Annotated in this window: 21 protein-coding genes; 18 read left to right on the top strand and 3 right to left on the bottom strand. The window is 35.2% G+C overall.

Going from position 1 to position 23657, the window contains the following annotated elements; all coding sequences use genetic code 11:
- The first annotated feature begins 229 nt into the window (after nucleotides 1-229).
- The 7 genes from DAY19_RS07420 (at nucleotide 230) to DAY19_RS07390 (ending at nucleotide 9487) form a co-directional block, all read left to right on the top strand.
- Nucleotides 230-748, top strand: a complete 519-nt coding sequence (locus DAY19_RS07420) for a hypothetical protein (protein WP_115360949.1) — start codon at nucleotides 230-232, stop codon at nucleotides 746-748.
- A 65-nt stretch (nucleotides 749-813) separates the two neighbouring features.
- Nucleotides 814-2094 (top strand): PepSY-associated TM helix domain-containing protein, encoded by a 1281-nt coding sequence (locus tag DAY19_RS07415; RefSeq protein WP_115360947.1) that lies wholly within the window; start codon nucleotides 814-816, stop codon nucleotides 2092-2094.
- The gene (locus DAY19_RS07410) at nucleotides 2091-3302 is read left to right on the top strand and encodes a hypothetical protein (protein ID WP_115360945.1); all 1212 of its coding nucleotides are present in this window, start codon (nucleotides 2091-2093) and stop codon (nucleotides 3300-3302) included. The genes DAY19_RS07415 and DAY19_RS07410 overlap by 4 nt, the downstream gene beginning before the upstream one ends.
- Nucleotides 3295-5538: a GNAT family N-acetyltransferase gene (locus DAY19_RS07405; protein ID WP_115360943.1), complete on the top strand. Its 2244-nt coding sequence runs from the start codon at nucleotides 3295-3297 to the stop codon at nucleotides 5536-5538. Before DAY19_RS07410 ends, DAY19_RS07405 begins: the two co-directional genes overlap by 8 nt.
- The gene (locus DAY19_RS07400) at nucleotides 5531-7252 is read left to right on the top strand and encodes an IucA/IucC family protein (RefSeq protein WP_115360941.1); all 1722 of its coding nucleotides are present in this window, start codon (nucleotides 5531-5533) and stop codon (nucleotides 7250-7252) included. Before DAY19_RS07405 ends, DAY19_RS07400 begins: the two co-directional genes overlap by 8 nt.
- 9 nt (nucleotides 7253-7261) lie before the next feature.
- Nucleotides 7262-8533 carry a lysine N(6)-hydroxylase/L-ornithine N(5)-oxygenase family protein gene (locus DAY19_RS07395; protein ID WP_115360940.1) on the top strand — a complete coding sequence of 424 codons (1272 nt, stop codon included), beginning with the start codon at nucleotides 7262-7264 and terminating at the stop codon, nucleotides 8531-8533.
- 12 nt (nucleotides 8534-8545) lie between these two features.
- On the top strand, nucleotides 8546-9487 hold the full coding sequence (locus DAY19_RS07390) for a hypothetical protein (RefSeq protein WP_133296911.1): 942 nt from the start codon (nucleotides 8546-8548) through the stop codon (nucleotides 9485-9487).
- A gap of 28 nt (nucleotides 9488-9515) precedes the next feature.
- On the opposite strand, the gene DAY19_RS07385 is transcribed toward DAY19_RS07390, so the two are convergent.
- The 3 genes from DAY19_RS07385 to DAY19_RS07375 form a co-directional block, all read right to left on the bottom strand.
- Nucleotides 9516-10541: a succinylglutamate desuccinylase/aspartoacylase family protein gene (locus tag DAY19_RS07385; protein ID WP_115360936.1), complete on the bottom strand. Its 1026-nt coding sequence runs from the start codon at nucleotides 10539-10541 to the stop codon at nucleotides 9516-9518.
- Between the two features lie 8 nt (nucleotides 10542-10549).
- On the bottom strand, nucleotides 10550-12004 hold the full coding sequence (locus DAY19_RS07380) for an ATP-grasp domain-containing protein (protein WP_199506628.1): 1455 nt from the start codon (nucleotides 12002-12004) through the stop codon (nucleotides 10550-10552).
- Between the two features lie 196 nt (nucleotides 12005-12200).
- Nucleotides 12201-12476, bottom strand: coding sequence for a PqqD family protein (locus tag DAY19_RS07375; protein ID WP_158536830.1), 276 nt, complete (start codon nucleotides 12474-12476; stop codon nucleotides 12201-12203).
- A gap of 152 nt (nucleotides 12477-12628) precedes the next feature.
- Here DAY19_RS07375 and proB point away from each other — a divergent pair, with 152 nt between their 5' ends.
- The 11 genes from proB (at nucleotide 12629) to DAY19_RS07320 (ending at nucleotide 23656) form a co-directional block, all read left to right on the top strand.
- Nucleotides 12629-13786, top strand: coding sequence for a glutamate 5-kinase (proB, locus tag DAY19_RS07370; RefSeq protein WP_115360931.1), 1158 nt, complete (start codon nucleotides 12629-12631; stop codon nucleotides 13784-13786).
- On the top strand, nucleotides 13770-15008 hold the full coding sequence (locus DAY19_RS07365) for a glutamate-5-semialdehyde dehydrogenase (protein ID WP_115360929.1): 1239 nt from the start codon (nucleotides 13770-13772) through the stop codon (nucleotides 15006-15008). The genes proB and DAY19_RS07365 overlap by 17 nt, the downstream gene beginning before the upstream one ends.
- Before the next feature lie 9 nt (nucleotides 15009-15017).
- Nucleotides 15018-15824, top strand: coding sequence for a pyrroline-5-carboxylate reductase family protein (locus DAY19_RS07360; protein ID WP_115360927.1), 807 nt, complete (start codon nucleotides 15018-15020; stop codon nucleotides 15822-15824).
- A gap of 74 nt (nucleotides 15825-15898) precedes the next feature.
- The gene (locus DAY19_RS07355; RefSeq protein ID WP_115360925.1) at nucleotides 15899-16093 is read left to right on the top strand and encodes a hypothetical protein; all 195 of its coding nucleotides are present in this window, start codon (nucleotides 15899-15901) and stop codon (nucleotides 16091-16093) included.
- 138 nt (nucleotides 16094-16231) lie between these two features.
- Nucleotides 16232-17722 (top strand): sodium/proline symporter, encoded by a 1491-nt coding sequence (locus DAY19_RS07350; protein ID WP_115360924.1) that lies wholly within the window; start codon nucleotides 16232-16234, stop codon nucleotides 17720-17722.
- Complete coding sequence (locus DAY19_RS07345; protein ID WP_120404462.1) at nucleotides 17694-18575, top strand: mechanosensitive ion channel family protein; 882 nt, start codon at nucleotides 17694-17696, stop codon at nucleotides 18573-18575. Before DAY19_RS07350 ends, DAY19_RS07345 begins: the two co-directional genes overlap by 29 nt.
- A gap of 222 nt (nucleotides 18576-18797) precedes the next feature.
- Nucleotides 18798-19757, top strand: a complete 960-nt coding sequence (locus DAY19_RS07340) for a LysR family transcriptional regulator (protein WP_158536829.1) — start codon at nucleotides 18798-18800, stop codon at nucleotides 19755-19757.
- A gap of 77 nt (nucleotides 19758-19834) precedes the next feature.
- Nucleotides 19835-21259 carry a lytic transglycosylase domain-containing protein gene (locus tag DAY19_RS07335; protein ID WP_115360918.1) on the top strand — a complete coding sequence of 475 codons (1425 nt, stop codon included), beginning with the start codon at nucleotides 19835-19837 and terminating at the stop codon, nucleotides 21257-21259.
- A gap of 62 nt (nucleotides 21260-21321) precedes the next feature.
- The gene (locus tag DAY19_RS07330; protein ID WP_115360916.1) at nucleotides 21322-21615 is read left to right on the top strand and encodes a hypothetical protein; all 294 of its coding nucleotides are present in this window, start codon (nucleotides 21322-21324) and stop codon (nucleotides 21613-21615) included.
- Nucleotides 21616-21669: 54 nt separating this feature from the next.
- Nucleotides 21670-22758, top strand: a complete 1089-nt coding sequence (locus DAY19_RS07325; protein WP_115360914.1) for a hypothetical protein — start codon at nucleotides 21670-21672, stop codon at nucleotides 22756-22758.
- Nucleotides 22759-22768: 10 nt separating this feature from the next.
- Nucleotides 22769-23656 carry a metal ABC transporter substrate-binding protein gene (locus DAY19_RS07320; protein WP_115360912.1) on the top strand — a complete coding sequence of 296 codons (888 nt, stop codon included), beginning with the start codon at nucleotides 22769-22771 and terminating at the stop codon, nucleotides 23654-23656.
- The last annotated feature ends 1 nt before the right edge of the window (nucleotide 23657 follow it).

Here is a 23657-nt window from a genome sequence, read left to right as displayed (position 1 = left end):
TAAAAAAGGAGGACCATATGCGAGTTCATACACTATTTACAACAATTATATTAAGCTAGAGAAGATTATAACTATACGATTTTATTATTAGAAGGAGGTTTTAGCCTCCTTTTTTTATTTTGAGTGCGTAATCATTTGTTTAGTATTGCTGATATTTGTTTGACATATCAAACCAGTGGCGATAATTATTCTCCATACTAACAAAAGTATTAAATTTAAGGAGAATAACATGTTTAAAAAATCACTTATTGCACTTGTTTCATTACTTTCAATTACAGCTTTTGCTCAAACTGACTTAGTTCTTGAAGGTGAGAGATGGCTTGCTGCTAACAAAGGTTATGTATGTGGAGCTTACTCTGATTATACAAATGCACCTTCATCTCACTCTGGGATGAATGTAGTATGGGGTGACCTATCGACTGATTACACACTTGATAATGTTTTAATTAAAGCAACTTTTGAAAATGCAAATGGTGTTGAATGTTCTTACTCTTCACTTCTTTTTGCTGATAACGATGCGTCAACAATCGAACTTCTTGAATCAAGAGCTTTCTCAAAAGTTGATGCCGCTGCTGACTGTTCGGAAGGTAAGGCAATCCTTGATTCTCAGCTTGAGTACAATGACTACCTATACTGGGGACACCCTCACCACGCAACACTAATGGTTCCTGCTGCTGGAGCTGCTGAAGTTTGTGGAGCTGGTGCAACACATATTGGAATCGATTTTATGGTTTATAAAAGACTATAAAAAAATCCTTGATATGAAGCAGGGCCCTTCAAAGAAATTTGATCGGCCCTGTTTTTATTTTAGATATGAGCTCATTAATTAGAAAACTTTTAAAAATACATAGAATCCTTGGCCTTGTTTTGGCCGTGAATTTCTTAATTTTAGGACTTACTGGTGTTGTGTTGGTATGGAGACACGAGCTCGCACCTGTACAAGCTGTTGAACAAAGAACGTCATTTATTTCAGAAAAATCATCTCTTTCAAAAATTGAAAATTTCATTTCCACTAAGTATGAAGGTAAGAAAGTCCTTTCTATTTTTAAAGGTGATGATGGTGATATTAATGCCAGAGTAACCGAGCCAGGTATCGAAAAGTTTAAAGGTGCCACACGTCTTAAATTTGATATGGCAGGTAATGCAATCGATAAGGAAGTTGTTAAATCACAAACTTCTAATAAAGTTATCGATTTCATTCTAAAGCTTCACCGAGAACTTCTCCTAGGAGGTAAGGGGAAGATCTTAATTGGACTAATGGGGCTTTTCTTTTTAATTGCACTTATTAGTGGTGCTCTTATTTCTAATAAATTCTACCGAAATATAAGGAATATGAATTCTCGAATTCTCTTAGGTCGCTTCCATAAGATAATTGGAGTTAAGACATGTGCTTGGCTATTGATCGTGACATTTACAGGAACAATTCTTGCTTTCAATAGTACACTGATAGGCCTCTTCTTAAGAGATAATGTTCGTGCCCAACAAGAAAATGCAAGAGTTATTGAAAATGCCACTTATGTTTCAGTTTTAGATATCTATGATGAGCTAAAAGAAAAGCTGCCACATCTTGAATATGACTTTATCTCATTTCCAGATAATGAGTTTTCGGTTCCAAATCACTTTGTGATTCTTATGGAAAATGAAGAGCATCATCATGAAATTGCTTATGTTGATGCTATCACAGGAAGTTTAATTAGAACTGTTTCACTTCCTTGGTATCTAGAATTACTTATTCTATCTGAACCACTACACTTCGGTGATTATGGTGGGGTGATCTTAAAAGTCATTTGGAGTATTTTAGGATTAGTCATTTCATTTATTCCAATCAGTGGAATTTATATTTTCTTATTTAGAAAACGATTACTTAGTTCTACATCAAAAATGTATGATGGCTCGACTTTAAATGATGTGAATATTTCTTTAAATGAGATCGTTTTACCAAGCGCATTTATTTTTATTATTTTCATTGTTTCCTCTGATTATAATTGGCCACTAAGTGGACTCTTTCTTATTTACTTAGGAATTTCATGGAAGGATATTCTTAGCTTTACTCTTCGTCTAAAAGATAAAGTAGTAAGGAAAGAAGTCTCATGAGTTCACAAGTTCAAATTAATAATAAATTTGTTAAGGCCATCTCCTTATTATGCTTCATTTTTGGCGCTTCACAAATGATATTGTTGGGACTTCTTCCAATGATCTCAGAAGCAACAAATTTAAATATTACGACAATTATTATCTTCTATGGACTTTCAATTTTTCACTTTCTTTTGATGACAAGAGTTTGGGGAAATTTATTTAATAGTTTAAGTCCAGTTACGGTATATCGAGTGGGACTCTTTGGGATTTTCTTCTCTTATGGGTTTCTCTTACTGGTATTTCTTGTGAGTAGTCCAATCGCTGCATTTGGGCTATTCATCATATCAAGAATTATCCATGCCTCAACTGCAAGTAGCATTGTTCCATTCTCTCAATTAATTAATTTACGTTTTCACACTAAATCTAGCGATGGTGTTCTTAATACAACAATGTTCTTAAATATTGGCCGTCTTTTTGGATTAATTTTAGGTGGTGTATTCGCATTTAACTTAAATATGAGTTTAGTGATCTTAATGGTGTTCATTATTGCAGTATCTTTAAATGGATGGGAGCGAGCAGGAAAAGGAATTCTTCTTTGTGAAGAAGACTACAAAGAAGAAAGTGATGAAATAAAAGATAAGAAAGTAAGGTTTAAGCCTTTGTTTTTAATTCCTTTATTTTTTACTCTTATATCATCATTCTATAATACAGGAATTACAAAAGCTGTAAGTTCTATTTTTGAAGAGGCAACAAAACAGTCGGCCACTATTTATTGGTCTTTAACCTTAGCTACACTTTGTCTTGTCCTTATTCAATTTATAATAAAAAAATATAAACTTCTTGAATCATACATTTTCATAACTTTTGGTGTTGTCTCACTCATTGCTAGCTTTTACGCATTTTCACTAATTACTAGTATCACAACTCTAGTTGCTTTCATTTTATTATTTGCAATCGCAGCGGCAATTATCCCAGTTTGTTACATGGGATTTATTTATGGACAATATGTCACAGATCAAAAAAGTATTGTGGCAAGTAAGATAAGTTTTTATCAAACGTTAGGTAATGCTTGTGGGGCCATAATTGCAGGGACAGTAATTAAGCTTAATTTAGATGTTTATATAATGTTCATATTTTCAATTTTAACATTTTTATCTGTTTACATGATTATAAAAAATTCTCGCCTAAAGTTGAGTAAAGCCTATGTTGGAGTAAGTAATGATTAGCTCTAATCCAAGAATATTAGCAAATAAGTACAGTATCCGCTCTCTTATTAATTCTTTGGCACGTGATTATTCTCAAGAGAATTTTATTAAGTTTTCAAATGATGCTCTTATCGTTGAAGTCAATGAACTGAATTGTTTAACCTTTGAATTAGCTGCATATTCTCCGCTAGGTGGTCACCGCTATTCAGGTAAGATCTTGTTTAACAATGAGGAAGTCTCTTTTGATGAAATGCTACCCATTCTATGTGAAAGATTTAATGAAGTAGATACATCATTTATTGATAATGTTTTGAACTCTCGAAATAATATGGAACTTATTTTAAGAGAATATGAAAATAGAGACATTATAATTGATGACTATCTCTCAAGTGAACAATTGATGCTCTTAGGCCATCCGTTTCATCCATACCCAAAATGTAAAAATGGAATGAACGAAGAGGATATGAGGTTATATTCACCAGAATTTAAAAATGAGTTTAATTTAATTTGGCTTAAGTGCCATTCTTCTGTCATTTATACAAATGGTGACATTATAAATGTTCATAAGGCCATGAATGAATTGGCCAATTTTGACCTTGAAGAACTTGAAGAGGACTATATTTATATACCTATGCATCCATGGCAATGGAGTCGTTTGGCCAAAAAGAATGAAGTCGAGACCCTCTTACAAAGTGGACTTATCACAAAAATTTTACAGGGGAGAAGAAAATGGTGTGCCCTTTCATCTCTTCGATCACTATATTCAAAAGATGCTCCGTACTTAGTTAAGTATTCAATGGATGTAAAGCTCACTAATTCAATTCGTCATCTTCAGCCTGAAGAGGCCATTCGCGGTATGCAAATGGAGACTGTTTTTAAAAATGAAAAGGTCGATGAATTTAGCCAGAAATTTGAAGTCCTGTATGAGCCATTTTATGTTGCACTTAAAAATAATGATGGAAGTGCAATAATAGAATCAACGATTCAATTACGAGAGAATTTTGCAAGTGATAATTGTCTACTCTTAGCAACACTGGCCGAAGAGAATCCATATACTGGAAAGTCTCACTTAACGACGTTAGTAGAAGAAAATGCTAAAAACCTAAAACTTGAAACTGGTAATTTCTTTTTAGCTCGTAAGAATTGGTTTTCAGCTTTTCTTGAAAATGTAGTTGGAGAGTTTATTAAGCTCTCAGAGGAGCATGGAGTACTTCTAGGTGCTCATATGCAAAATATTATCTTAAGAATGAAAGATGGCCTGCCTATTGGTGCAGTCTATCGTGATTGTCAGGGGACTGGCTTCACTTCTAAGAGTGTTGAGAAGTTTGGCAAAAAATATGATTTTATTAGCAAGACTAAGGGGAATATTTTAAATCCAGATGATGTAAATAAGGTTTATACTTATTATTTAATAATAAACTCAGTTTTTAATACAATCATATCTCTCGCTAATGGAGATGAGAAAGCAGAGATCTTTCATTTAAATCAATTTAGAAATTTTATTTTTAAGGGATATAAAGAATCATCCTTTCTTAAATTTCTCCTTGAATCAGAAACTCTTTTTCAAAAAGGAAACTTTAGATGCTGTATTACTAATATTAATGAAAATACAATAGCTAACCCTTGGGATATTTATAACCAAATCGAAAACCCAATAGTTTCTCTTCTAAGACGACCTCGTCAATATCAAGGGACTCTTTATGAGTGCAAGACTCACTCTGGCCAAACGATATCTCTTCGTGCATTTGATTTAGATAAAGATATTGATAAATTCCATGAGTGGCATAATAAAGAGTATATCTATGAGTTTTGGGAAATGAATTTCTCAAAAGATGAATTGGCAAAATATATTCAAGGCCTTAAGTCTTCACCATTTCAATTACCAATAATTGTCGATATCAATGGCCAACAGGCAGGATATTTTGAAGTTTATTGGGCATTTGATGATCGTATTGCCCCATATTGTGATGCCAATATCTATGATCGTGGAATTCATATTTTAATTGGTGAAGAGAAGTACTTAAGAACAAAAGCAGTTTATGAATCTATCTTTCATTTAACAAAGTTTATCTTTGAAGATGATAAGCGCACTCAAAGTATTTGGGGAGAGCCACGTGAAGATAATAAAAAGGTTTTAAAGTTAGCTGAACTACTTCCTGGCTGGTCTCATGAAGGTGTTTTCGACTTTCCTCATAAAAGATCTAATCTCTTAAAAGCTAGTCGAGAGCTTTTTTATATGGAGAATACAAATGAATAGTCATGAATTCTTTAATCTTCATAAGAAGCTTATTATAAAGGCCATTGAAGAACTTCAATATGAAGAGTTATTTGATATTGAATATAATCATAGTCATTTCTATTTAAAGATATCTGAAGAAGTTTATTATACATTTCTTGGACGTATAAGTGTTTGGGATAATCTCCAAATAGAAGAAGAATCCTTTAGAAAATATAGTAATGGGAAAGTCGTAAAAGAGTATACATTGGCAGACTTCTTTTATGAAGTTCAAGATATTTGTAAAATGTCTGATGAAACTCTTGCTCAATTTATTGAGGAAGGGAACCAGACAATTTATGGTGATCTCATTTTAAATGAGACATTAAAAAATATAAATATTGAAGAAATTGCAAAATATAACTTTAAATCTGTTGATCAAATCCTATCTGGGCATCCAAAAATCATTATGAATAAAGGACGTCTAGGATGGGGAAAGAGCGAATTAGAAAAATATGCTCCTGAGTCACGTAATAGTTATCAAGTTCATTGGTGCGCAATCGCAAAGAACAATCTTATCTGGGGCCTAGATGAGACACAATTAGCTTTTTCTACATTGTATTCAGATTCATTTGATGAGAGTGAGCTTAAAGAAATCAAAGAAAAGATTGCAAGTTATGATCTTAATTTCGATGATTACTTACTTGTTCCAGTTCATCCATGGCAATGGAATAAGTATATCAGTATTCAATTTGCGCCGCTTATCTATAAAAATATAATTATCTCTCTTGGAGAGTTAGGGGCAACTTATACCCCTCAAGTATCTATTCGTACTTTGTCTTCAGATACTGAGGGGAGTCAGTATGATCTAAAACTAGCGATTTCCATCCTTAATACTTCGTGTGTAAGAGGGATTCCTCAAAAATATATTAAGGATGGCCATCGTCTATCTGAAAAAATTGAAAAGATCATCGCAGACGATAATATTCTCAAAGATAAGGTAATAGTTCTAAAGGAAGTCGCAGCGATTAGTTGTCCAATGCCAGAGTTTGATCGGATTTCTGGCGGATCTTATCGTTATAAAGAATTATTAGGATGTGTTTGGCGCGAAAGTGTTGAGTCAAAGTTAGGGGATAATGAAATTGCTATACCAACGGCCGCCTTATTATTTTCAAATGATAAGGGCTCCCTTGTAGCTGAGTACATTAAACAATCAAGACTTACGTGTGAAGAATGGTTAAAACAATACTTTAAATCAGTGGTTATCCCTCTTTATCATCTTCAGGCCGAACATGGACTAGGACTAGTCGCTCATGGGCAGAATACTATTGTCATCTTAAAAAATGGAGCTCCTCAGAAGTTAATTATAAAAGACTTTCATGGCGACTTTAGAATGGCCTCAAATTCTAAGCATATAAATGAGGACTTTGGAGTCTCTCTTGATACGCTTGCCCCTGAGTATTTAATCCATGATCTTATTACAGGTCATTTTGTAACGCTTCTTCGTTACTTCTCAAGAGTTGTTGAAGAAAACCTAGATTATAAAGAAAGAGACTTCTATCACTTACTCGGTAGAGTGATCTCAAATTATCAAGATGATAAGAATATTGGTGAGAATATAAATTTATTAAAAGTAGAATTTGAAAAAGTATTGGTTAATTCTGTGCGATTTGTTGCTGGTTACAGTGAAACAGCGCAACGTTTAAAGCCAATGCTTGGTAATAATATAAAAAATCCCCTTTTGTCGGATAAGTAGAGGTAAGTGATGAAGACGACATATGATATTGTAGGTATAGGCTTAGGTCCTTTTAATCTTAGTTTAGCAGCATTATTAAATCCCCTTAATAATGTTAGTAAAAAGTTTCTAGATAATAAGTCTGAGTTTAGCTGGCATCCGGAATTAATGTTTGGTGATGCTATGATGCAAACATCTTTTCTTAAGGATTTAGTTACCCCTGTGGATCCAAGAAGTGAGTTTAGCTTTTTAAATTATTTAACGGAAAATGGACAATTCTATCATTTCCTAAATACAGATCGTAAGGCCATTAACCGTTATGAATTTCAAGACTATTGTAAATGGGTTTCAAAAAAACTTGCCCAAGATATCGACTTTAATTCTAATGTGATTGACATTAAACATGATGGTGAAAAATTTGAAGTAATAAAAGAAGATGGCTCTTATTTTTCAAAGAATATTTGTGTTGCCTCTGGGCCAACTAAGAATATTCCAGAGTGTGCTCAGTCACATCTTTCTGACAAGGTATTTCATGCTAAGTCAAAGTACATGAAAAACTTAAATCTTGAAGGTAAGAGAGTTGTTATTATTGGTGGAGGACAAACTGGAGTTGAGACATTTAGAAATTCTTTAAATGGTATGTGGGGCAGAGTTGAGAGTGTAACTTTATTAAGTGGGAGACAAAATCTGCAGCCATTAGATGAGGCACCATTTACAAATGAAATTTTCACACCTGAATTTGTTTTAAACTTTCATTCCCTACCTCAAGAACAAAAAGATAGCTATACTCAAGCACAGCTTCTTGCCAGTGATGGCAATACTCCCCAATATTTACAAGAGATGTATAATGAGCTTTATTTAGATAAGTTTTACTTAAAGAAGTTACCTGAATATAAAATTGCGCCAATGCGCTGGCTTAAAGGTATAGAGAATAATGGAAGTAATTACTCATTATTAGTTGATAATTTAATGTCAGAAAGTGAGGAGTTATTTAAAGCAGATATTGTTATTTTAGCAACAGGCTTTAAAAGCGTTCTACCAAAATTCTTAGATTCATTAACCGATGTTATTCAAAAAGATCATCAAGGAAGAGTGATTGTTAATCAAGACTATAGCCTTTTAACAAATATTAATTCTGGAAAGATTTATACAATGAATTTTAGTCGCCATGGCCACGGTATAGCTGATCCTCAAACAAGCTTGATGTCTTGGAGATCTGCAATGATTGCTAACGATTTAACGAATGAGACAACATATAATACACAAAATACAGGAGAAAGCTTTTTAAGCTTTTTTAAATAAATGGAGTATAAAATGAAAATTTTAACATTGATATTAGTATCAAGTATGACTTTTGCTGCACCAGTAGCGAATTCAAAAAAAGAAGTAAAAAAGGCATCATCTTTTGATACAAAAGAAGAGGTTATTGAAAACCCAACGCTTAAGACTTTATCGGGCTCTTTAAAAAGGTGGTCATTTTATTCAACATTCGCTTATAAAGGCGGAGCGATAAATGATCTAACAAGTGCTGAAAGACCAAATATTAAAAATGCGCAAGGGACACCGTCTCTTTCAAATATCTCTGGTGTGTTTGGAGCAAAGTATCGATTAACTAAATCTGACAATATTTCTCTTCAGGCCGGTATGTATATGGCAACTCCATTTCATTCAAATCACACGGCTTCAACTTCAACTATTCAAAAAGAATTTGATGATAATTCACAAGAATTAGATATTGATAATCCTGTACTCTCATACTTTAAAACTTATAATCTTGGTGAATTACAAAATGTATCATTTGTTAAATACCAACACGTAACTCGTGGTACTGAAAAAGATTATGGGTATCAAGGTGCTGCAGCTTTTTCTCAGGCCATGGCCTATCGAATAGCTAAATTTGCCTATATCGCTGCATCAGCAACTTTTACACAATACTTTTTTAATAAATCAAAAACAAAGTATATGGGTTTTGATATGTCATTACTACCATATCAAACAGAGAGAACTTACCAGCTCAGTTTATCGACAGAAATGTACCTGAGAAGAAATATTTCAATTCGACTTATCTCTGACATTTATTCTCGTTATCAAATGAGAAGAGAGAGTGAAATGGAAAAGCGAGTATTGCAACAGACTATCGCAGGAACTTATTTCTTCAATCGTGATATTTCGATAGCGCCAAATATTCGTTTTATCGCAGAGGATATACGAGCTGATCGAACGAATGTAGGTTTGACATTAAATATGAATTTATAAGAAAAGGGCCACATGAATGGCCCTTTTTTTATTTTTCTGTAATTTCGTAATCATCATGACCTGGAATATCTTCTGGGTCTGGGGCCATAAAATCAACACCCAAGTGTAAGATCCTTGTTCCTGCTTCGCAGTTAGGTCTTACATTCTTACCAATGACAATTCCTTTCTTGTTTGCACAGATAACTTCTTTAACTTGTCCAAAGACATCATATACCTTAGCGATGACTTGTCCTTTTTTAATACGATCAGTTAATTTTGGTAGAACATCAACAATTCCACCTTTTGTTGAATATATCCAGTATGAATGATCGCAAATTGTTGCATCTGTAACCATATCGTGAACTTCACCTTCGATCATATTATAATAACGGAGTGTGTTTCTGATTCCTTCAAGGGTTTCATCAATTAATGTATGTTGAAATGCATTTGGATTTCCAATTTCAACTGTAATAGCTGGAATACCTTGGTCATTTGCCCAAGCACGAAGTGTTCCACTTTCATCGTATTTTTGTACAATAATTTGTGGATTTTGCAGGAAGGCCAATGTTCTTGTTTCTTCATTTTCAAGATCAGCTCTAATATAGAGACTGTTTACACGGCCATGACTTGCAGTGTGAAGATCTAATAAGTAGTCAAACTTTGAAATAATCTTGCTCGTAAAATAATGAGCATAGATATTACTTGTATTACCACCTAGTTTTCCTGGCATGATTCGATTTAGGTCAACACCGTCAATAAAGGCGCGTTGATTATTTAAGTAGCCTGGAACGTTACTTATAGGAACCATGATTAATGTTCCCTTAACTTTTTTGGGATCTAATTCTTCAATTAATTTAAAAATTGTGGAGATACCATTTAACTCATTACCATGTACGGCCGCAGTAATTCCAAATACTGGCCCGTCTTCAACTCCTCTGATGATGACGATTGGAATTCTCCACGGTACCCCCATGGAGTTGTCTGAAAGAAGAATTTGAAGTCTGTGAACTTCTCCCAGCTCATAGCTATTAATATCAATTTCTTCAGTTGCTTTAATAATTCTTATATCGTTCATTTCTTTTCCTAGAACATAATTTCATTAAATAATGATTCATCATTATCAAGTGTTTTAAATAACTTCTTCTTAAATCCACCTTTCTTGTTTGATAGATACTGGGCCATTTTATCAATGGCAACGATTGTTAGAACTGTTTGAATATAAGCTTCAATTAGATCATCTGTACCAATACCAAGTGAGTTAAAATCTTTTCTATCCATAAGCATGAGTCTAGATGTATCAGAATCCCATTGGTTTTCACCTGTTTTAACAGAAAGGTTTGTCCCTAAAACATCCCAACTATTTTTTGGGTAGTCTGCTTCTAGTGGCTTTCTCGCTCGACGCGCATAAACTGCACAAGGCATGAAACCTTTTGAAGGTGAGTTGTAGACCATAAGCCTTAAGTCAGCAATATAGATATTTCCTTTTTTATTAGGAACAGTTCCAATGTGAAAGAACTTACCATGCTCACTCGTCGAACTCCATTCATAGTGGCCAATTAAGCTTTGTACAATGAATTGATCATATGGATAATCCATTTGCATAAATGCATCTAATTCATCTTGATTTGTTACAGTAAAAACTCCTTGTCCGGCATTTGAATAAGGAATTTTAATAACGGCCTTACCTCCAAACTTCTGTACCCATAGTGGAACGGCAAGCTTGTTAACGTCTTTGATTGTCTCAGGCATGTTGATTCGAAGACCTGACTCGGCAAGCTCTGAATTATAAAGTTCATACGCTTTATTTGCTAAGAGTTTATTACGTCCACCAGCTAAGCATACTCGAGTTGAGTTATAAATAAATGTTTTAGTCGTTGCAGGAATTCTATTCCATGGCTTTTGGGTAACATAGCGAAATGCTGCTCTAATTGGAATGATCTCACCAGTTTCAAGCTTAAGTTGCATTACACCATCTTCAAAAGTAATGAATTGCTCTTCACCATGAAAGTGGGGAATTAGATAAACATCTTCTCCAGTTAAGTCAGCGATTGTCGATGCATAACCAGAAGTTTCCATATAGTTCTTATCGTAAATAACTGCAAGAGAGCCTTTTGGAAGTCGCTTCTTTCTTTTCTTTAATGCTGGGATAAATGAATTTTCAATTAAAAACTTATAGCCACGGTGTTCATCAGCATCAGTACGAGGTGGCATTGACTTTTGTCCTGAAGGACATGAGTTTGTTTCAAGGATTACCATACGGCGGTTACCTGCTTCTGTCGTAACATAGAAGAGGTCTGAACCTCCCCAAAAGAAATGCTGAGTTTCGTATGAAAGTATATCTCTTAATGTATCAGTACATATTTGAGGATTTAGGTGACTATACCTTTTAATAATCCTTTCATGATCTAAATTTAAAAAGTTACTCACTAGTGGATGTAGTTGTGAATTTAGTGCTTTCGGATAAAAGTGATCTTCTTGTTCAAAGTTATCAGGTCTAATACGTTCGACCTTTCTTAGTTTTACTGTTTTTGTAGTCAAAATTACTCCAATTCAAAAATAAATTATGTGACATCATTATAGTCTTAAATTGAAAGACAACGAAAACCTATTTTTATATTTCATAAAAATTAATTTAACCTGATGTGTAAATGTTGAGGGAAATACTTGGCAAATAAAAAAGGCCACAACAATGTGTGGCCTTAATCGATATAAATCACGAGTAAGTTTTAGCGATCTAACGCTGACTCATTTCACTAGATGTCTCTGTTATTAAATCGACCTTTTTAAGGTCTGAAACAATATTTTCAGCGACTTTGTATAGCCCTGGCTTTTCAATACGGGCCGCTTTTTGTACTTCTGTCACAACTTCTTGAAGCGGACTTCTTCCATCGAGGTGATCCCAAATGAAAGCAGCTAAAAAACTCACTTCATAGCGCTTACCTTGTGGATTAATCAGAATAGGTGTTGTATCGTTGCTCTGTCGCTGTATACTTCCTCTTTTTATAAACATTAATACCTCCATGTTTTCTACATCATACGTCACATATATTTTTATTCAAATGCCCCTATGTCATGTTTGGTAAAACCTAATACGTAATATACTGACTTTAGGTTATCCTTAATTTGTGGCATCTTCTTATTAAACCAAGATAAGGGGAATTAATGAGACTCCGTAAAGAGCTGCAGGGTGTCAAGCGCATCGTTGTGAAGGTCGGAAGTAACGTAATAACAAAGAAAAACGGTAACTTAGATACGAGAAGATTGAGAAAATTAGTTGAGGATATTTCTGAATTAATTGACTCAGGTATTGAGGTCGTTCTGGTAAGTTCAGGTGCCGTTAGTGTTGGAAAGTCATTTTTGAAGAAACATCTACCACGAAAGGGGCAGATTGATCTTCAACATTCAGCAAGTGCCATTGGCCAGCCAAAATTAATTAATACTTACTCAAGATTATTTGAAGAGAACGAAAAGCTTTGTTCACAGATTTTATTGACTCACGATGACTTTAGAAATCGTAAGAGAAATCTACATGCTAAGCAGAATATTAATGTTCTTCTTAAAAACAATATTACACCAATCTTGAATGAGAATGATTCAATCTCTTTTACTGAGATTGCTCTGGGTGACAATGATCATCTCGCTGCTCAGACCGCGCAAATGATTAACGCTGATGCATTATTAATGATTACATCAACTAATGGTCTTTATGACAAAGACCCAGGTTATCCTGATGCTAAGAGAATTGCAGAAGTTCCATTTGGAAGTGACGTTCTCGATTCGGTTAACTTTCAAGGTAAAACAGCTGTCGGTAAAGGTGGGATGGAGTCAAAAGTCCATGCTGTAACAAAGATTACACCACTTGGGATTAAGGCAATTATCAGCTCTCTTGATGCTGATCGCATTATTCTTGATCCACTGACTAAGGATCTTGGGACATATTTTGCTCCTAAGAATGCTTATGATCCTGAAGAGAGAAAGGCGTGGCTATTATCGATGAAGAAGCCAAATTGCTACATCGAAGTTGATCGCGGTGCTTATAAGGCCCTTAAGAAGAGTAAGTCACTTCTTCCTAAAGGTATTATTGATGTTTACGGAGAATTCTATAAGGGAGACTGCGTGGATATTATCTGTGATGGAGAAGTATTCGCTTCAGGTGTTTGTGAATATGGAAATACTGAAGTTGAACAGATTAAAGGACGCCATAGTGATGAGATTGAAGACTTAATTGGATTTAGAACATCTATTGAAGTCATTCATACGATTAATTTAATTTTAGAACACGATATAATAAAGGAAAATAAAAATGAAAGAATTAGCTAAAACAGTTAGAAAAGCTTCAAAGCAACTATTAAAGCTTAATAAAGAAACAAAAGATTTAATCTTTGATGACCTAATTAAAGGACTAGACTCAAATCGTAAACTTATTCTTGAAAAGAATCAGCTCGATCTTGATGAAGCTTTTAAGAACGATTTAAATAAAGCAATGGTTGATCGTCTTAAGTTATCTGATGAGAGAATTGATGACATTATCAAAGGTGTAAAGACAATCAAGGATCAACCTGAAATTGTCGGTAGCTTCTATGATGAATTTACAAATGACTTAGGACTTAGAGTAAAGAAACAAAGAGTACCAATTGGTGTAATTCTTATGATTTTTGAAAGTAGACCAAACGTCGTTGTCGATTGTGCTGCTCTTGCTCTTAAGTCTTCAAATGCCATTATTTTAAAAGGTGGTAAAGAAGCGAAACATTCAAATGAGATTCTTGGTCAAATTATTCAGGATTCAATTTCAAAGTATGTTGATAAGAATGTAGTCTCAGTATTAGCATCAGATAGTCGTGAACAATTAAACGGTCTTCTTTCTCTTAAAGAAGAAATTGATGTAGTTGTACCACGTGGTGGTCATGGACTGATTAATCATATTTTTGAAAATGCTAAGATGCCTGTTATTGCTCACTATCAAGGGCTATGTCATATGTACATTGATAGCGATGCTGATATTGAAAAGGCCGTAAATCTTGTTGAGAATGCAAAGACACAAAGAACTGGAGTTTGTAATGCGATTGAAACATTACTAATCCATAAAGATATTTTACCAAAAGTTAATGATCAAATTGCTAAGCGTTTACTTGCAAAAGGAACTGAGCTTAGAGTTGACGAAAAGTTTTCTCAAGCAACAAAGGGAGATTTTGTTGCAGCTAAAGATGAAGATTGGTCGACAGAATATTTAGATAATATTCTTTCAATCAAAACAGTTGATAGTTTAGATGAAGCGATTTCACATATTGATGAGTTTGGTAGTAACCACTCTGAGTGTATTGTTTCAAATAACCAAGAAAATTGTGAAACGTTCTTACGTAGTGTTGATGCAAGTTGTGTGATGGTAAATGCTTCTACTAGATTTAATGACGGTGGACAGCTTGGACTAGGTGCTGAACTTGGTATTTCAACGACTAAACTACACGCTTACGGGCCAATGGGTGTTGAGCAGATGACAACATCTCGTTATGTAGTCGTAGGTGATGGTCAGATTAGAAGCTAGGAGATTTCAATGAAGAAGATTGCAGTAATTGGCTGTGGAAACATGGCCGGCGCGGTAGTACGCGCAATGAATGATAGTAATAAAGAAGGAGTTGAGTTTCTAACATTTACTCCAAGCAAAACAAGAGCAATAGAACTTGCTAAGGAAGTTGGGGGAAGCGTATTAGAAAACTTAGAAGATGTAGCAAAAGCTGACTACATTATGGTTGGTTGTAAACCACAGCAGTTTTCTGAGTTGGCCAAAATGCTAGAAGGTGTTGATTTAAGTGAGAAGGTGATTATTTCGATTATGGCCGGAATCGGTCAATTGAAAGTAAGTGAACTTCTAAGCGCACCTAAGGTTATACGCTTAATGCCGAGTTTACCTATGGAACACGGAGAAGGAATTTGTCTTCTTCACTATTCTCCAGCTGTTGAAGATAGTGAAAAAGACTTTCTTAGTACAATTCTAAAGAAGAACTCAATGTTATTTGAACTTGAAAATGAAGATGCTTTTGATCAGGTAACAGTCGTCTCTGCATCTGGCCCTGCATATATTTATTATTTCATGGCCGCAATGGAGAAAACCCTAGGAGAGTGGGGCGTCAAAAAAGAAGATCAAAGAGCTCTAGTTGCTCAACTATTTAGAGGAAGTGCCAAGAGTGCACTTCAAAAGTCTGATATGGATCTGGAAGATATGATTGGCCAGGTGACATCGAAGAAAGGTGTGACGATTGAGGCAATCGACAGATTTCGTCGAGATGAGTTAAGTAGTGGAATTCAGGCAGGTTTAGAGCAAGCAGCTAATCGCTCATTCGAAATTAAGAAATCGCTATAACCAATATATTAGGTATAACCTAATTAGTGGGGTAAGCAATTCTTAATAAATCCAGACAGTGTTAAGGTAGGTATATGAATAATAAAAAAACAGAAAAGTTAGTACAATTAGTTAGTTATGGTGCACTTGAACAGGATCAAAAACCTGCACACCGCGCACCAAAAAGAAAAACTGGTAATGACGAAGGACACGGGAAGGCGCTCAGGCCTTTAGGTTTCGTTCGTAGAAGCCTAATTGAAGATGAGGATAATTGCCTCTCAGTCCTTTAAAAAAGTAAATATTTTTAAATTGATAATTTTTATTAATAAACAAGAGTTCTTTTCTTGCCCGCAATAACTGTGATTGTGGGTTTTATAGACTAAGTACAAGTCGAAAAAGAAAAGGGCTCAAAAAGAAAGGATTGCTAAATGATTGTTTACAGTTTCCTCTTTTTTTTACTCCTGTTCACATTGATTGGAGTTTCTTCAAGTTTTAAAAGTAAGAAAAACAACTCAGATTATCTCCTAGCAGGACATAACACTCCTCCTTGGATGGCCGCTCTTTCAGCGGTTGCCACAAACAACAGTGGTTACATGTTCATTGGTTTAATTGGTTATACTTACACCAGCGGGATTCAGTCTTCATGGATTATGATTGGTTGGATTGTTGGTGACTACATCATGAGTATGTTTGTTCATAAGAAACTAAGAGAAGTAACAGAAGCCGAAGATTTATTAAGTTTCGGTGGGGTATTATCAAGATGGCAACGAGGAACAAGCTTTAAAAAACTTAGATTCATTGCGGGTCTAATCACGTTTATTTTCTTAGGTGTTTATGCTGCTGCCCAATTTAAGGCCGGTTCAAAAGCACTACATGTTCTTTTTGGATGGGACTATAGTACTGGTGCAATTATTGGTGCCATTATTGTTTTCGCTTACTGTCTATCAGGTGGTATTAGGGCCTCAATTTGGACCGATGCTGCTCAGTCTTTCGTTATGATTGTCGCTATGGGGATGCTCTTTGTAGTAGGTGTTAACGAAGTTGGTGGTTATGGACAATACGTTGATAAGCTAAATGCAGTTTCACCTGGTTATTTAAGTTTCATGCCTACTGGCCTTGAAGTTGGCGGCGCCTCTGGTGTCTTCCTCTTTATCCTTGGATGGGTATTTGCAGGATTTGGTGTAATTGGCCAGCCACATATTATGATTCGTTTCATGACTATTGATGATACGAAACACATGAATAAAACAAGAATGTATTACTATGCATGGTTCATCGCATTTACTGTTATGACTATTGGAGCAGGGCTTACAGCTAGATTACTTCTGCCAAATTCAGCTAACTTTGATGCTGAACTTGCTCTTCCAATGATGAGTCAAATGCTTCTTCCTGAGATTTTAATTGGTGTTGTTCTAGCTGGTATTTTTGCAGCAACAATGTCGACAGCTGACTCTCAGGTACTAAGTTGTTCAGCGGCATTTACGAGAGATTTAATGCCAAAGAAATCAGATAATGTTTATTTAACAAAATTAGCGACAGCATTAACAACAATTATTGCATTAGTTGTTGCGCTATATGGAAGTAAGAACGTATTTGAATTAGTTCTTCTTTCTTGGTCGATTCTAGCAGCTTGTTTTGGACCTCTACTCTTTGTTTATGCAATGAAGAAGCAGGTTTCAGAGTTTACAGGAATTGCCATGATGGTAATTGGTGGTGCTACGACAGTTATTTGGATGGTACAAGGCCTTGGTGGAATCATTTATGAAGTTGCACCAGGAATTGTTATGGGTCTAATAACTTACCTAGTTCTGTCACAGACGAAGTTCAATGATATAATTTCATCTAACAAGGTGAAAGACGCCAGAACTCAGCAAGCGGCAGAATTTGGAAATGATGGATCTCAAGAATTTAGTAGTTAGTTATTTATATCCTATTACAGTTACCCTCCTATTTTTAGGAGGGTATTTCTTTGTTCTTTTAAATATTAAAAGAGTAGAGAGAAAGAAATTAAGAGGCATCAAGAGAAGAGATATCATTGATGCCGTTGAGACAGATTCTCCGGTTGATGATCAGGAGAAGGAATTAAAGTCACAGGGAGCTGAAGGTATTGAAGGCCGCTTCTCGTTTATGACAAGAGCACTTCCAATACTAATTTTTATTCTTTGGTCGATTTTTGTTTCAATTCCTTATCTTGGAAAGATTCCAACAGTCTATGTCTCATTGATTGCAGCAATTGTTTCAGTTATTGCCGGTTTTTCTCTAAGACCATTTTTAGAGAACCTCTTTGCTGGAGTTATTATATCTTTCTTCAAGTCTATTAAGATTGGAGATACAGTAACGATAGATGATAACTACGGGATTATAGAAGAGATCGGACTAACTTATTCAGTTGTAAAAAAATGGAATTGGATTCGTGTTGTTATTCCAAATTCAAAACTTCTACAAAAAGAAATTTTGAATTACACGATTAATGACAGCTTTGTTTGGACCCATATTTCATTTTTCATTGCTCCTGGAACGGACCTTGAAAGGGTGAAAGAGATAGGAACAATGGCAGCAAAGAAATCATCGTATTATTGCGATGTTGAGGACCCAACAATGTGGGTGATGAATTTAGAAAAAGATGCTGTTGAATGCTGGTTGGCCGCTTGGGCGGAAAACCCATCAGAAGCATGGGAGCTTAGAAACGATATGAGAACAATGCTTTATGCAGAGTTTCAAAAAGAAGGTATCGATTTCCACAAGTTTAATATTAGTAAGCAAGAAAGGTAGTTATTATGTTTAAAAAATTATTTCAAAACTTTATTGAACGCACGACAAAAATTGTCTTATTCGTTCTAAACCAAGTTTTCCCAATTTCTTCTAATTCTTAGAAGCTTAAAAAATCAAAAGAATTGATTATTTTTAGTTAGTTAGGACCTAGTCTTAGGTTTTTGCTAATTTATGTTCAACTTGTTAAGCTAGGAGACGAATTTAATGATTAGGGGTATAAGCTTGGAGAAACTCAAGGACATTAATTGGAACCACCTATATTGCTTCTATGAAGTAGCAAAGGTCCAGTCTTTAAAAAAAGGCGCACAAATTATTGGAACCTCGTCTCCAACACTAAGTGAACAACTTAAACGCCTCGAAAATAAATTCAATATGAAGCTCTTTAATCGTAGCTCAAAAGGCCTAACTCTTACTCAAGAAGGGATGCAATTATTTGAGCGCACTAAGGGGATCTTTGAAGAGGGAAGTAAACTTCTTGAACATTTCTCGGAAGATGTTGTTGGTGGTTACCCTGTTTCTATCGGAATAGAAGAAACAATTTCTCACGACTTAGCGACAGAGTTCGCTTCTCAATATTGGGACCTCTACACTCAATACGGTACCGTTAATACACTTCGCCAAGTTGGACATGATATTCTCGTTGATAACCTGTTACAAGGTTATATTGACTGGGGAATTTCTCTAAGAAAGCCGAAAAGAAAAAGCTTAGAAGTTGCTGAAATTGGCTCATTCGAGCTTGTATTCTGCTGTTCAAAAGATCTCTATGGAAAGTTCCGTGATCACAAGGACCTACTAGTTAATATTCCATTTGCCGAAAGTAATTGGGATAAGACTCTTAATAAAGTTATTTATCAGCATCTTAGAAAGAATGGAATTGTTCCAAAGGAAAAGGTCTATAGCGATCATTTGGACTTTGTTCATAAGCTATGTGCCCGTGGCCGTTGTGTTATGTTCTTACCAAAGAATCCACTAGAGGATTATGAAGGTATTAAGACATTTCGCGTAGGTGAGCCAATTAGAATGTCTTTATATGCGATTTGGAAGAAGTCTGATGAAGGACTTATCTCAATTAGAAAACTTGAAGAGTTAATTCAGGCGAAGCTTTCTAATGTTCCTGAGCGTTATGAAGATGTTGATCTTCAGATTGAAGTCTCAGACGTCTCAGATGAGCTACTGAAGTAAACTTGAGGGTTTTGGTTTTGTCTAATTAGGCCAATACTGCATTCCTTTTGTCATTTATTTCATCGTAGAATTTCTCTATGAAAACTAAAATGTCAAAATCAATTAATACTTTAATAATCTTATCAACACTATCAATCATCATTAGCTGTGGACAGTCTCCAAAGCGCGTTGAAAGTAATGATATCAATAATGGTAGTAATACTATTTCTTATGAATACGACGATGATATTCGCCATGAGATGGAGTTATATCAGAATAAGCATGTAAAAAAATGGATCACTTATTTTGCCTCCAAAGACCGCGAAAGGTTTCAGCGCTTCATTGAAAGAGGGATGTATTATAAAGAAGTAATTCAAACAGTTCTTGAAGAAGAGGAGCTACCTTATCAGCTATATTATCTTCCTCTAATTGAAAGTGGATTTAATCAAAGAGCATTGTCACATGCTGGGGCGGTTGGACCTTGGCAATTTATTAAGGGAACTGGCCGTCGCTATGGTTTAGCAGTCAATCGCGTAGTTGATGAAAGACATGATCCAATTCATAGTACTGAAGCGGCCACAAAGTATTTAAAAGATTTATATAATGTCTTCAATTCTTGGGAGCTTGCAATTGCAGCTTATAATTGCGGTGAAATTAGAGTTCTTCGTGCCATTATGAAAGGAAGGACAAGAAATTTTTGGGAGCTCGTTGATCGTAAACTTCTTCCAAGAGAGACGAGAAATTATGTTCCAAAGTTTTTGGCCGCTGCCTATGTTGGAGAAAACTTGGAAGAGTTTGGCTTTGATACAAATGCAATTGCTGAAGTCGAAAAATATCCTGACTTAAAGCTTATTGAAGTACCTGGCGGTGTAAGGCTAGCTGAAGTAGCCAAGCACTTTGAAGTTGATCGTAAAGAGTTAGAAAGAATTAATCCTGCTTTAAAATATAAACGAACACCTAATTGGATTAGAAGTTATGCTGTTTGGCTTCCTCGAAATGACTATACAAACGTAGAAGAAATTCAAAAGAAGCTTTCTTCAAATCGTCAGTGGGGAAAATTAAACTCATTTCCAACTCGCTACAAAGTTAGAAGAGGGGACTCTCTAATTCGTATTGCTAGAAAGTATAAGATCTCTTTAAAAAGATTAAAAAGAATAAATGGAATTAAAGGAAGTCGCATTTATCCGGGACAAAAACTAACTCTACGCTTAGATGAGTACAAGGGTGTCGTTGGGAAGAAAGTATACTTTGTTAAGAAGAATGACTTCTTAGGAAAGATTGCAAGACGTCATGGATTATCTGTGTCCTATCTTAGACGCTTAAATGGTTTATACTCTAACCGAATTTATATAGGGCAAAAACTTGATGTAACAAAAGGTGTCCGTACATTTCGTTATCGCGTTAAAAGAGGAGATAGCCTCTCTCGCATTGCAAGACTGTATAACACGACGGCGAGGGAAATTAGAAGACGTAACTCATTATCTTCAAATAACCTCTTTATAGGTCAGATGTTGCGCATCTAAATATTTGCTATTGTTGAAAAAAAACGAGACATTTTTTAAAGCTTCCTGATAAGATTTGTCTGATGTTACGTTACGCCAGACTTACATTACTAATTGCATTCTTTGCAAGCTTCTTAGCTGCAACGATTCATACCCACGATGACTCTCATGAAATATCAAATATCCATGATAGTTGTAGCGTGTGTCTTCATGGAAAAAGAATCAGCTGTCTTGATTCTCCTGATCTTGAATCAACTTTAATTGTAAGTGCGACTGATGTTGAAGTTGCTGGTCCATTTATCACATCTGATGAACCACTTTTCTATTTAGATTTAACTTCTATCACTCTTCGCGGTCCCCCTAGTCTTATTTCATAATCCCATTTAATTTAAATTTTTATTTATTATTTATGAAATAACAAAGAGGTTACTTTGAAGAATTATATTATTACATCACTTTTAACACTTGGTGCTCTTAGTGCATCAGCTCAATCAACATCATTATCAGACACATCCAGAGGAAACGGCTTTAATCCATCAATTGGCCTAAATGCACTAACTCTTTATAAGAACTCTGCTCGTGATAATGATCATGACGGCTTCCAGTTACAAGAAGCAGAAATTCAATTTAGTGCAGATGTTGATGCTTACTTTAGAGCAGAAGCAACTTTTGCAATTCACCCTGAACATGAAGAAGAGGAAGAAGCTGGACATGAAGGCCATGGTTATGCTTTTGAACCAGAAGAGATCTTTGCTGAAACGATTTCAATTCCTGATGTGACGGTTAAAATTGGTAAGTTCTATACTCAATTTGGTAAGTACAATATGGTTCATACGCACGCACAGCCATTTATTTATCGTGGTGTCGTTCAAGAGTATATGTTTGGTGAAGAAGGTCTAAATGAAGTTGGAGTTGGCGTTTCAACAATGCTTCCACTTCCATGGTTTAGTGACCTTACAGTTCAGTTCATTCAACCATCAAATGAAGAATTATTTCATGAGGATCCACACTCAATTGCAACAGTTGCAAACTTGAAAAACCTTTGGGACTTATCTGAGTCTCTAACATTAGAGTGGGGGCTTTCTGGTCTATACTATAATCACAGAAGCTTACCAACTGAATTAAGAAACCGTACGACTGTTCTTGGTTCAGACCTTACTTTTAAGTGGAAACCAGTTAAGAAAGGAAAGTACTCTTCATTTGTTTGGTCGACAGAATTCATTCACAAGGATATTCAAGGTGAAAATGAGTTAAAGAACGGTGGTGTTTCAACATTCTTCCGCTATCAGTTAGCACAACGTTGGTATGCACAATCTCAGTATGAATACCTAGGTCTATTTGCTGATGAGAGCCTAACAGATACAAATGTTTATACTGGTCTAATTGCTTTTGTTCCTACTGAATTCTCGTCTCTAAGAGTACAATACGATGATATTCATGATGGTGAAGATCGCCCTGAAAAAAGAGTCTCTCTCCAGCTAAGCTTTAGTATTGGTGCCCATCCGGCCCATGTATACTAGGGGATAGAAGATGAAGAGATTATTGATTTATTTGGTGTTGAGTTTATTCTCAATAGCAAGTCTCGCTCAAGTACGAGTAGTGACGACAACGACTAATTTAGCTGATGTTGTAGAAAAAATAGGTGGAGAGAGTGTTTCGGTACTCTCTCTTGCTAAAGGGACTCAAGATCCACATTTCTTAGAAGCTAAGCCTAGCTATACTTTTAAATTAGCAAAAGCTGATCTTCTCGTTAATATTGGTGCAGGTCTTGAAAGTGGATGGCTTCCTTTAATTATTAGAGGAAGTCGAAACCCTAGTATTAGAGATGGCCAAAGAGGACGTTTTGAAGCAGCAGATATTGTCTCATTAAAGCAAGAGCATAAGGGAGAGATTAGTCGAGCTCAAGGTGATGTTCACCCTGAAGGAAATCCTCACTTTATGCTTTCTCCAACTAAGGCCCTTGAGGTTGCAAAGGCGATTAAGGATAAGCTTTCTCTTATTGATTCAAAAAATACATCTCGCTATGAAGAAAATTTCAAGCGCTTTGAGAATCAAATGAAGAGCAAGATCAAAGAGCTAAAAAGTGTAATTAAGAGTGGGACTCATATTATCACTTATCACAGAACTTTAACTTACTATTTAGATGAGTTTGGTATTCATATTAAAAATGTTCTTGAGCCTAAACCTGGAATTCCTCCAACAGCTTCTCATATCATTAAAGTGATAAAAGAGATGAAAGAAGAAGGGATTAGAAGTATTGTCGTTGAAAATTACTTCGATTCTAGTGTGGCAAAACGAATTAAAACGAGCATTAAAGATGTTAAAATTAATATCGTTCCAGTGGCCGTAAATGGAAATGAAAAGGCAAAAGATATTTTCTCTCTATATGATGAACTAGCTAAAGCTTTAAAGGAATAAA

This window comes from Halobacteriovorax vibrionivorans (genome assembly GCF_003346865.1).
Classification (GTDB): domain Bacteria; phylum Bdellovibrionota; class Bacteriovoracia; order Bacteriovoracales; family Bacteriovoracaceae; genus Halobacteriovorax_A; species Halobacteriovorax_A vibrionivorans.
This window is presented reverse-complemented; position numbering and strand designations above follow the sequence as displayed.

What these genes read in the sequence shown, in the direction of transcription:
- DAY19_RS07420 (WP_115360949.1), top strand. Translation starts at nt 230, where the DNA reads ATGTTTAAAAAATCACTTATTGCACTTGTTTCATTACTTTCAATTACA.
- DAY19_RS07415 (WP_115360947.1), top strand. Translation starts at nt 814, where the DNA reads ATGAGCTCATTAATTAGAAAACTTTTAAAAATACATAGAATCCTTGGC.
- DAY19_RS07410 (WP_115360945.1), top strand. Translation starts at nt 2,091, where the DNA reads ATGAGTTCACAAGTTCAAATTAATAATAAATTTGTTAAGGCCATCTCC.
- DAY19_RS07405 (WP_115360943.1), top strand. Translation starts at nt 3,295, where the DNA reads ATGATTAGCTCTAATCCAAGAATATTAGCAAATAAGTACAGTATCCGC.
- DAY19_RS07400 (WP_115360941.1), top strand. Translation starts at nt 5,531, where the DNA reads ATGAATAGTCATGAATTCTTTAATCTTCATAAGAAGCTTATTATAAAG.
- DAY19_RS07395 (WP_115360940.1), top strand. Translation starts at nt 7,262, where the DNA reads ATGAAGACGACATATGATATTGTAGGTATAGGCTTAGGTCCTTTTAAT.
- DAY19_RS07390 (WP_133296911.1), top strand. Translation starts at nt 8,546, where the DNA reads ATGAAAATTTTAACATTGATATTAGTATCAAGTATGACTTTTGCTGCA.
- DAY19_RS07385 (WP_115360936.1), bottom strand. Translation starts at nt 10,541, where the DNA reads ATGAACGATATAAGAATTATTAAAGCAACTGAAGAAATTGATATTAAT.
- DAY19_RS07375 (WP_158536830.1), bottom strand. Translation starts at nt 12,476, where the DNA reads ATGTTTATAAAAAGAGGAAGTATACAGCGACAGAGCAACGATACAACA.
- proB (WP_115360931.1), top strand. Translation starts at nt 12,629, where the DNA reads ATGAGACTCCGTAAAGAGCTGCAGGGTGTCAAGCGCATCGTTGTGAAG.
- DAY19_RS07365 (WP_115360929.1), top strand. Translation starts at nt 13,770, where the DNA reads ATGAAAGAATTAGCTAAAACAGTTAGAAAAGCTTCAAAGCAACTATTA.
- DAY19_RS07360 (WP_115360927.1), top strand. Translation starts at nt 15,018, where the DNA reads ATGAAGAAGATTGCAGTAATTGGCTGTGGAAACATGGCCGGCGCGGTA.
- DAY19_RS07355 (WP_115360925.1), top strand. Translation starts at nt 15,899, where the DNA reads ATGAATAATAAAAAAACAGAAAAGTTAGTACAATTAGTTAGTTATGGT.
- DAY19_RS07350 (WP_115360924.1), top strand. Translation starts at nt 16,232, where the DNA reads ATGATTGTTTACAGTTTCCTCTTTTTTTTACTCCTGTTCACATTGATT.
- DAY19_RS07345 (WP_120404462.1), top strand. Translation starts at nt 17,694, where the DNA reads ATGATGGATCTCAAGAATTTAGTAGTTAGTTATTTATATCCTATTACA.
- DAY19_RS07335 (WP_115360918.1), top strand. Translation starts at nt 19,835, where the DNA reads ATGAAAACTAAAATGTCAAAATCAATTAATACTTTAATAATCTTATCA.
- DAY19_RS07330 (WP_115360916.1), top strand. Translation starts at nt 21,322, where the DNA reads ATGTTACGTTACGCCAGACTTACATTACTAATTGCATTCTTTGCAAGC.
- DAY19_RS07320 (WP_115360912.1), top strand. Translation starts at nt 22,769, where the DNA reads ATGAAGAGATTATTGATTTATTTGGTGTTGAGTTTATTCTCAATAGCA.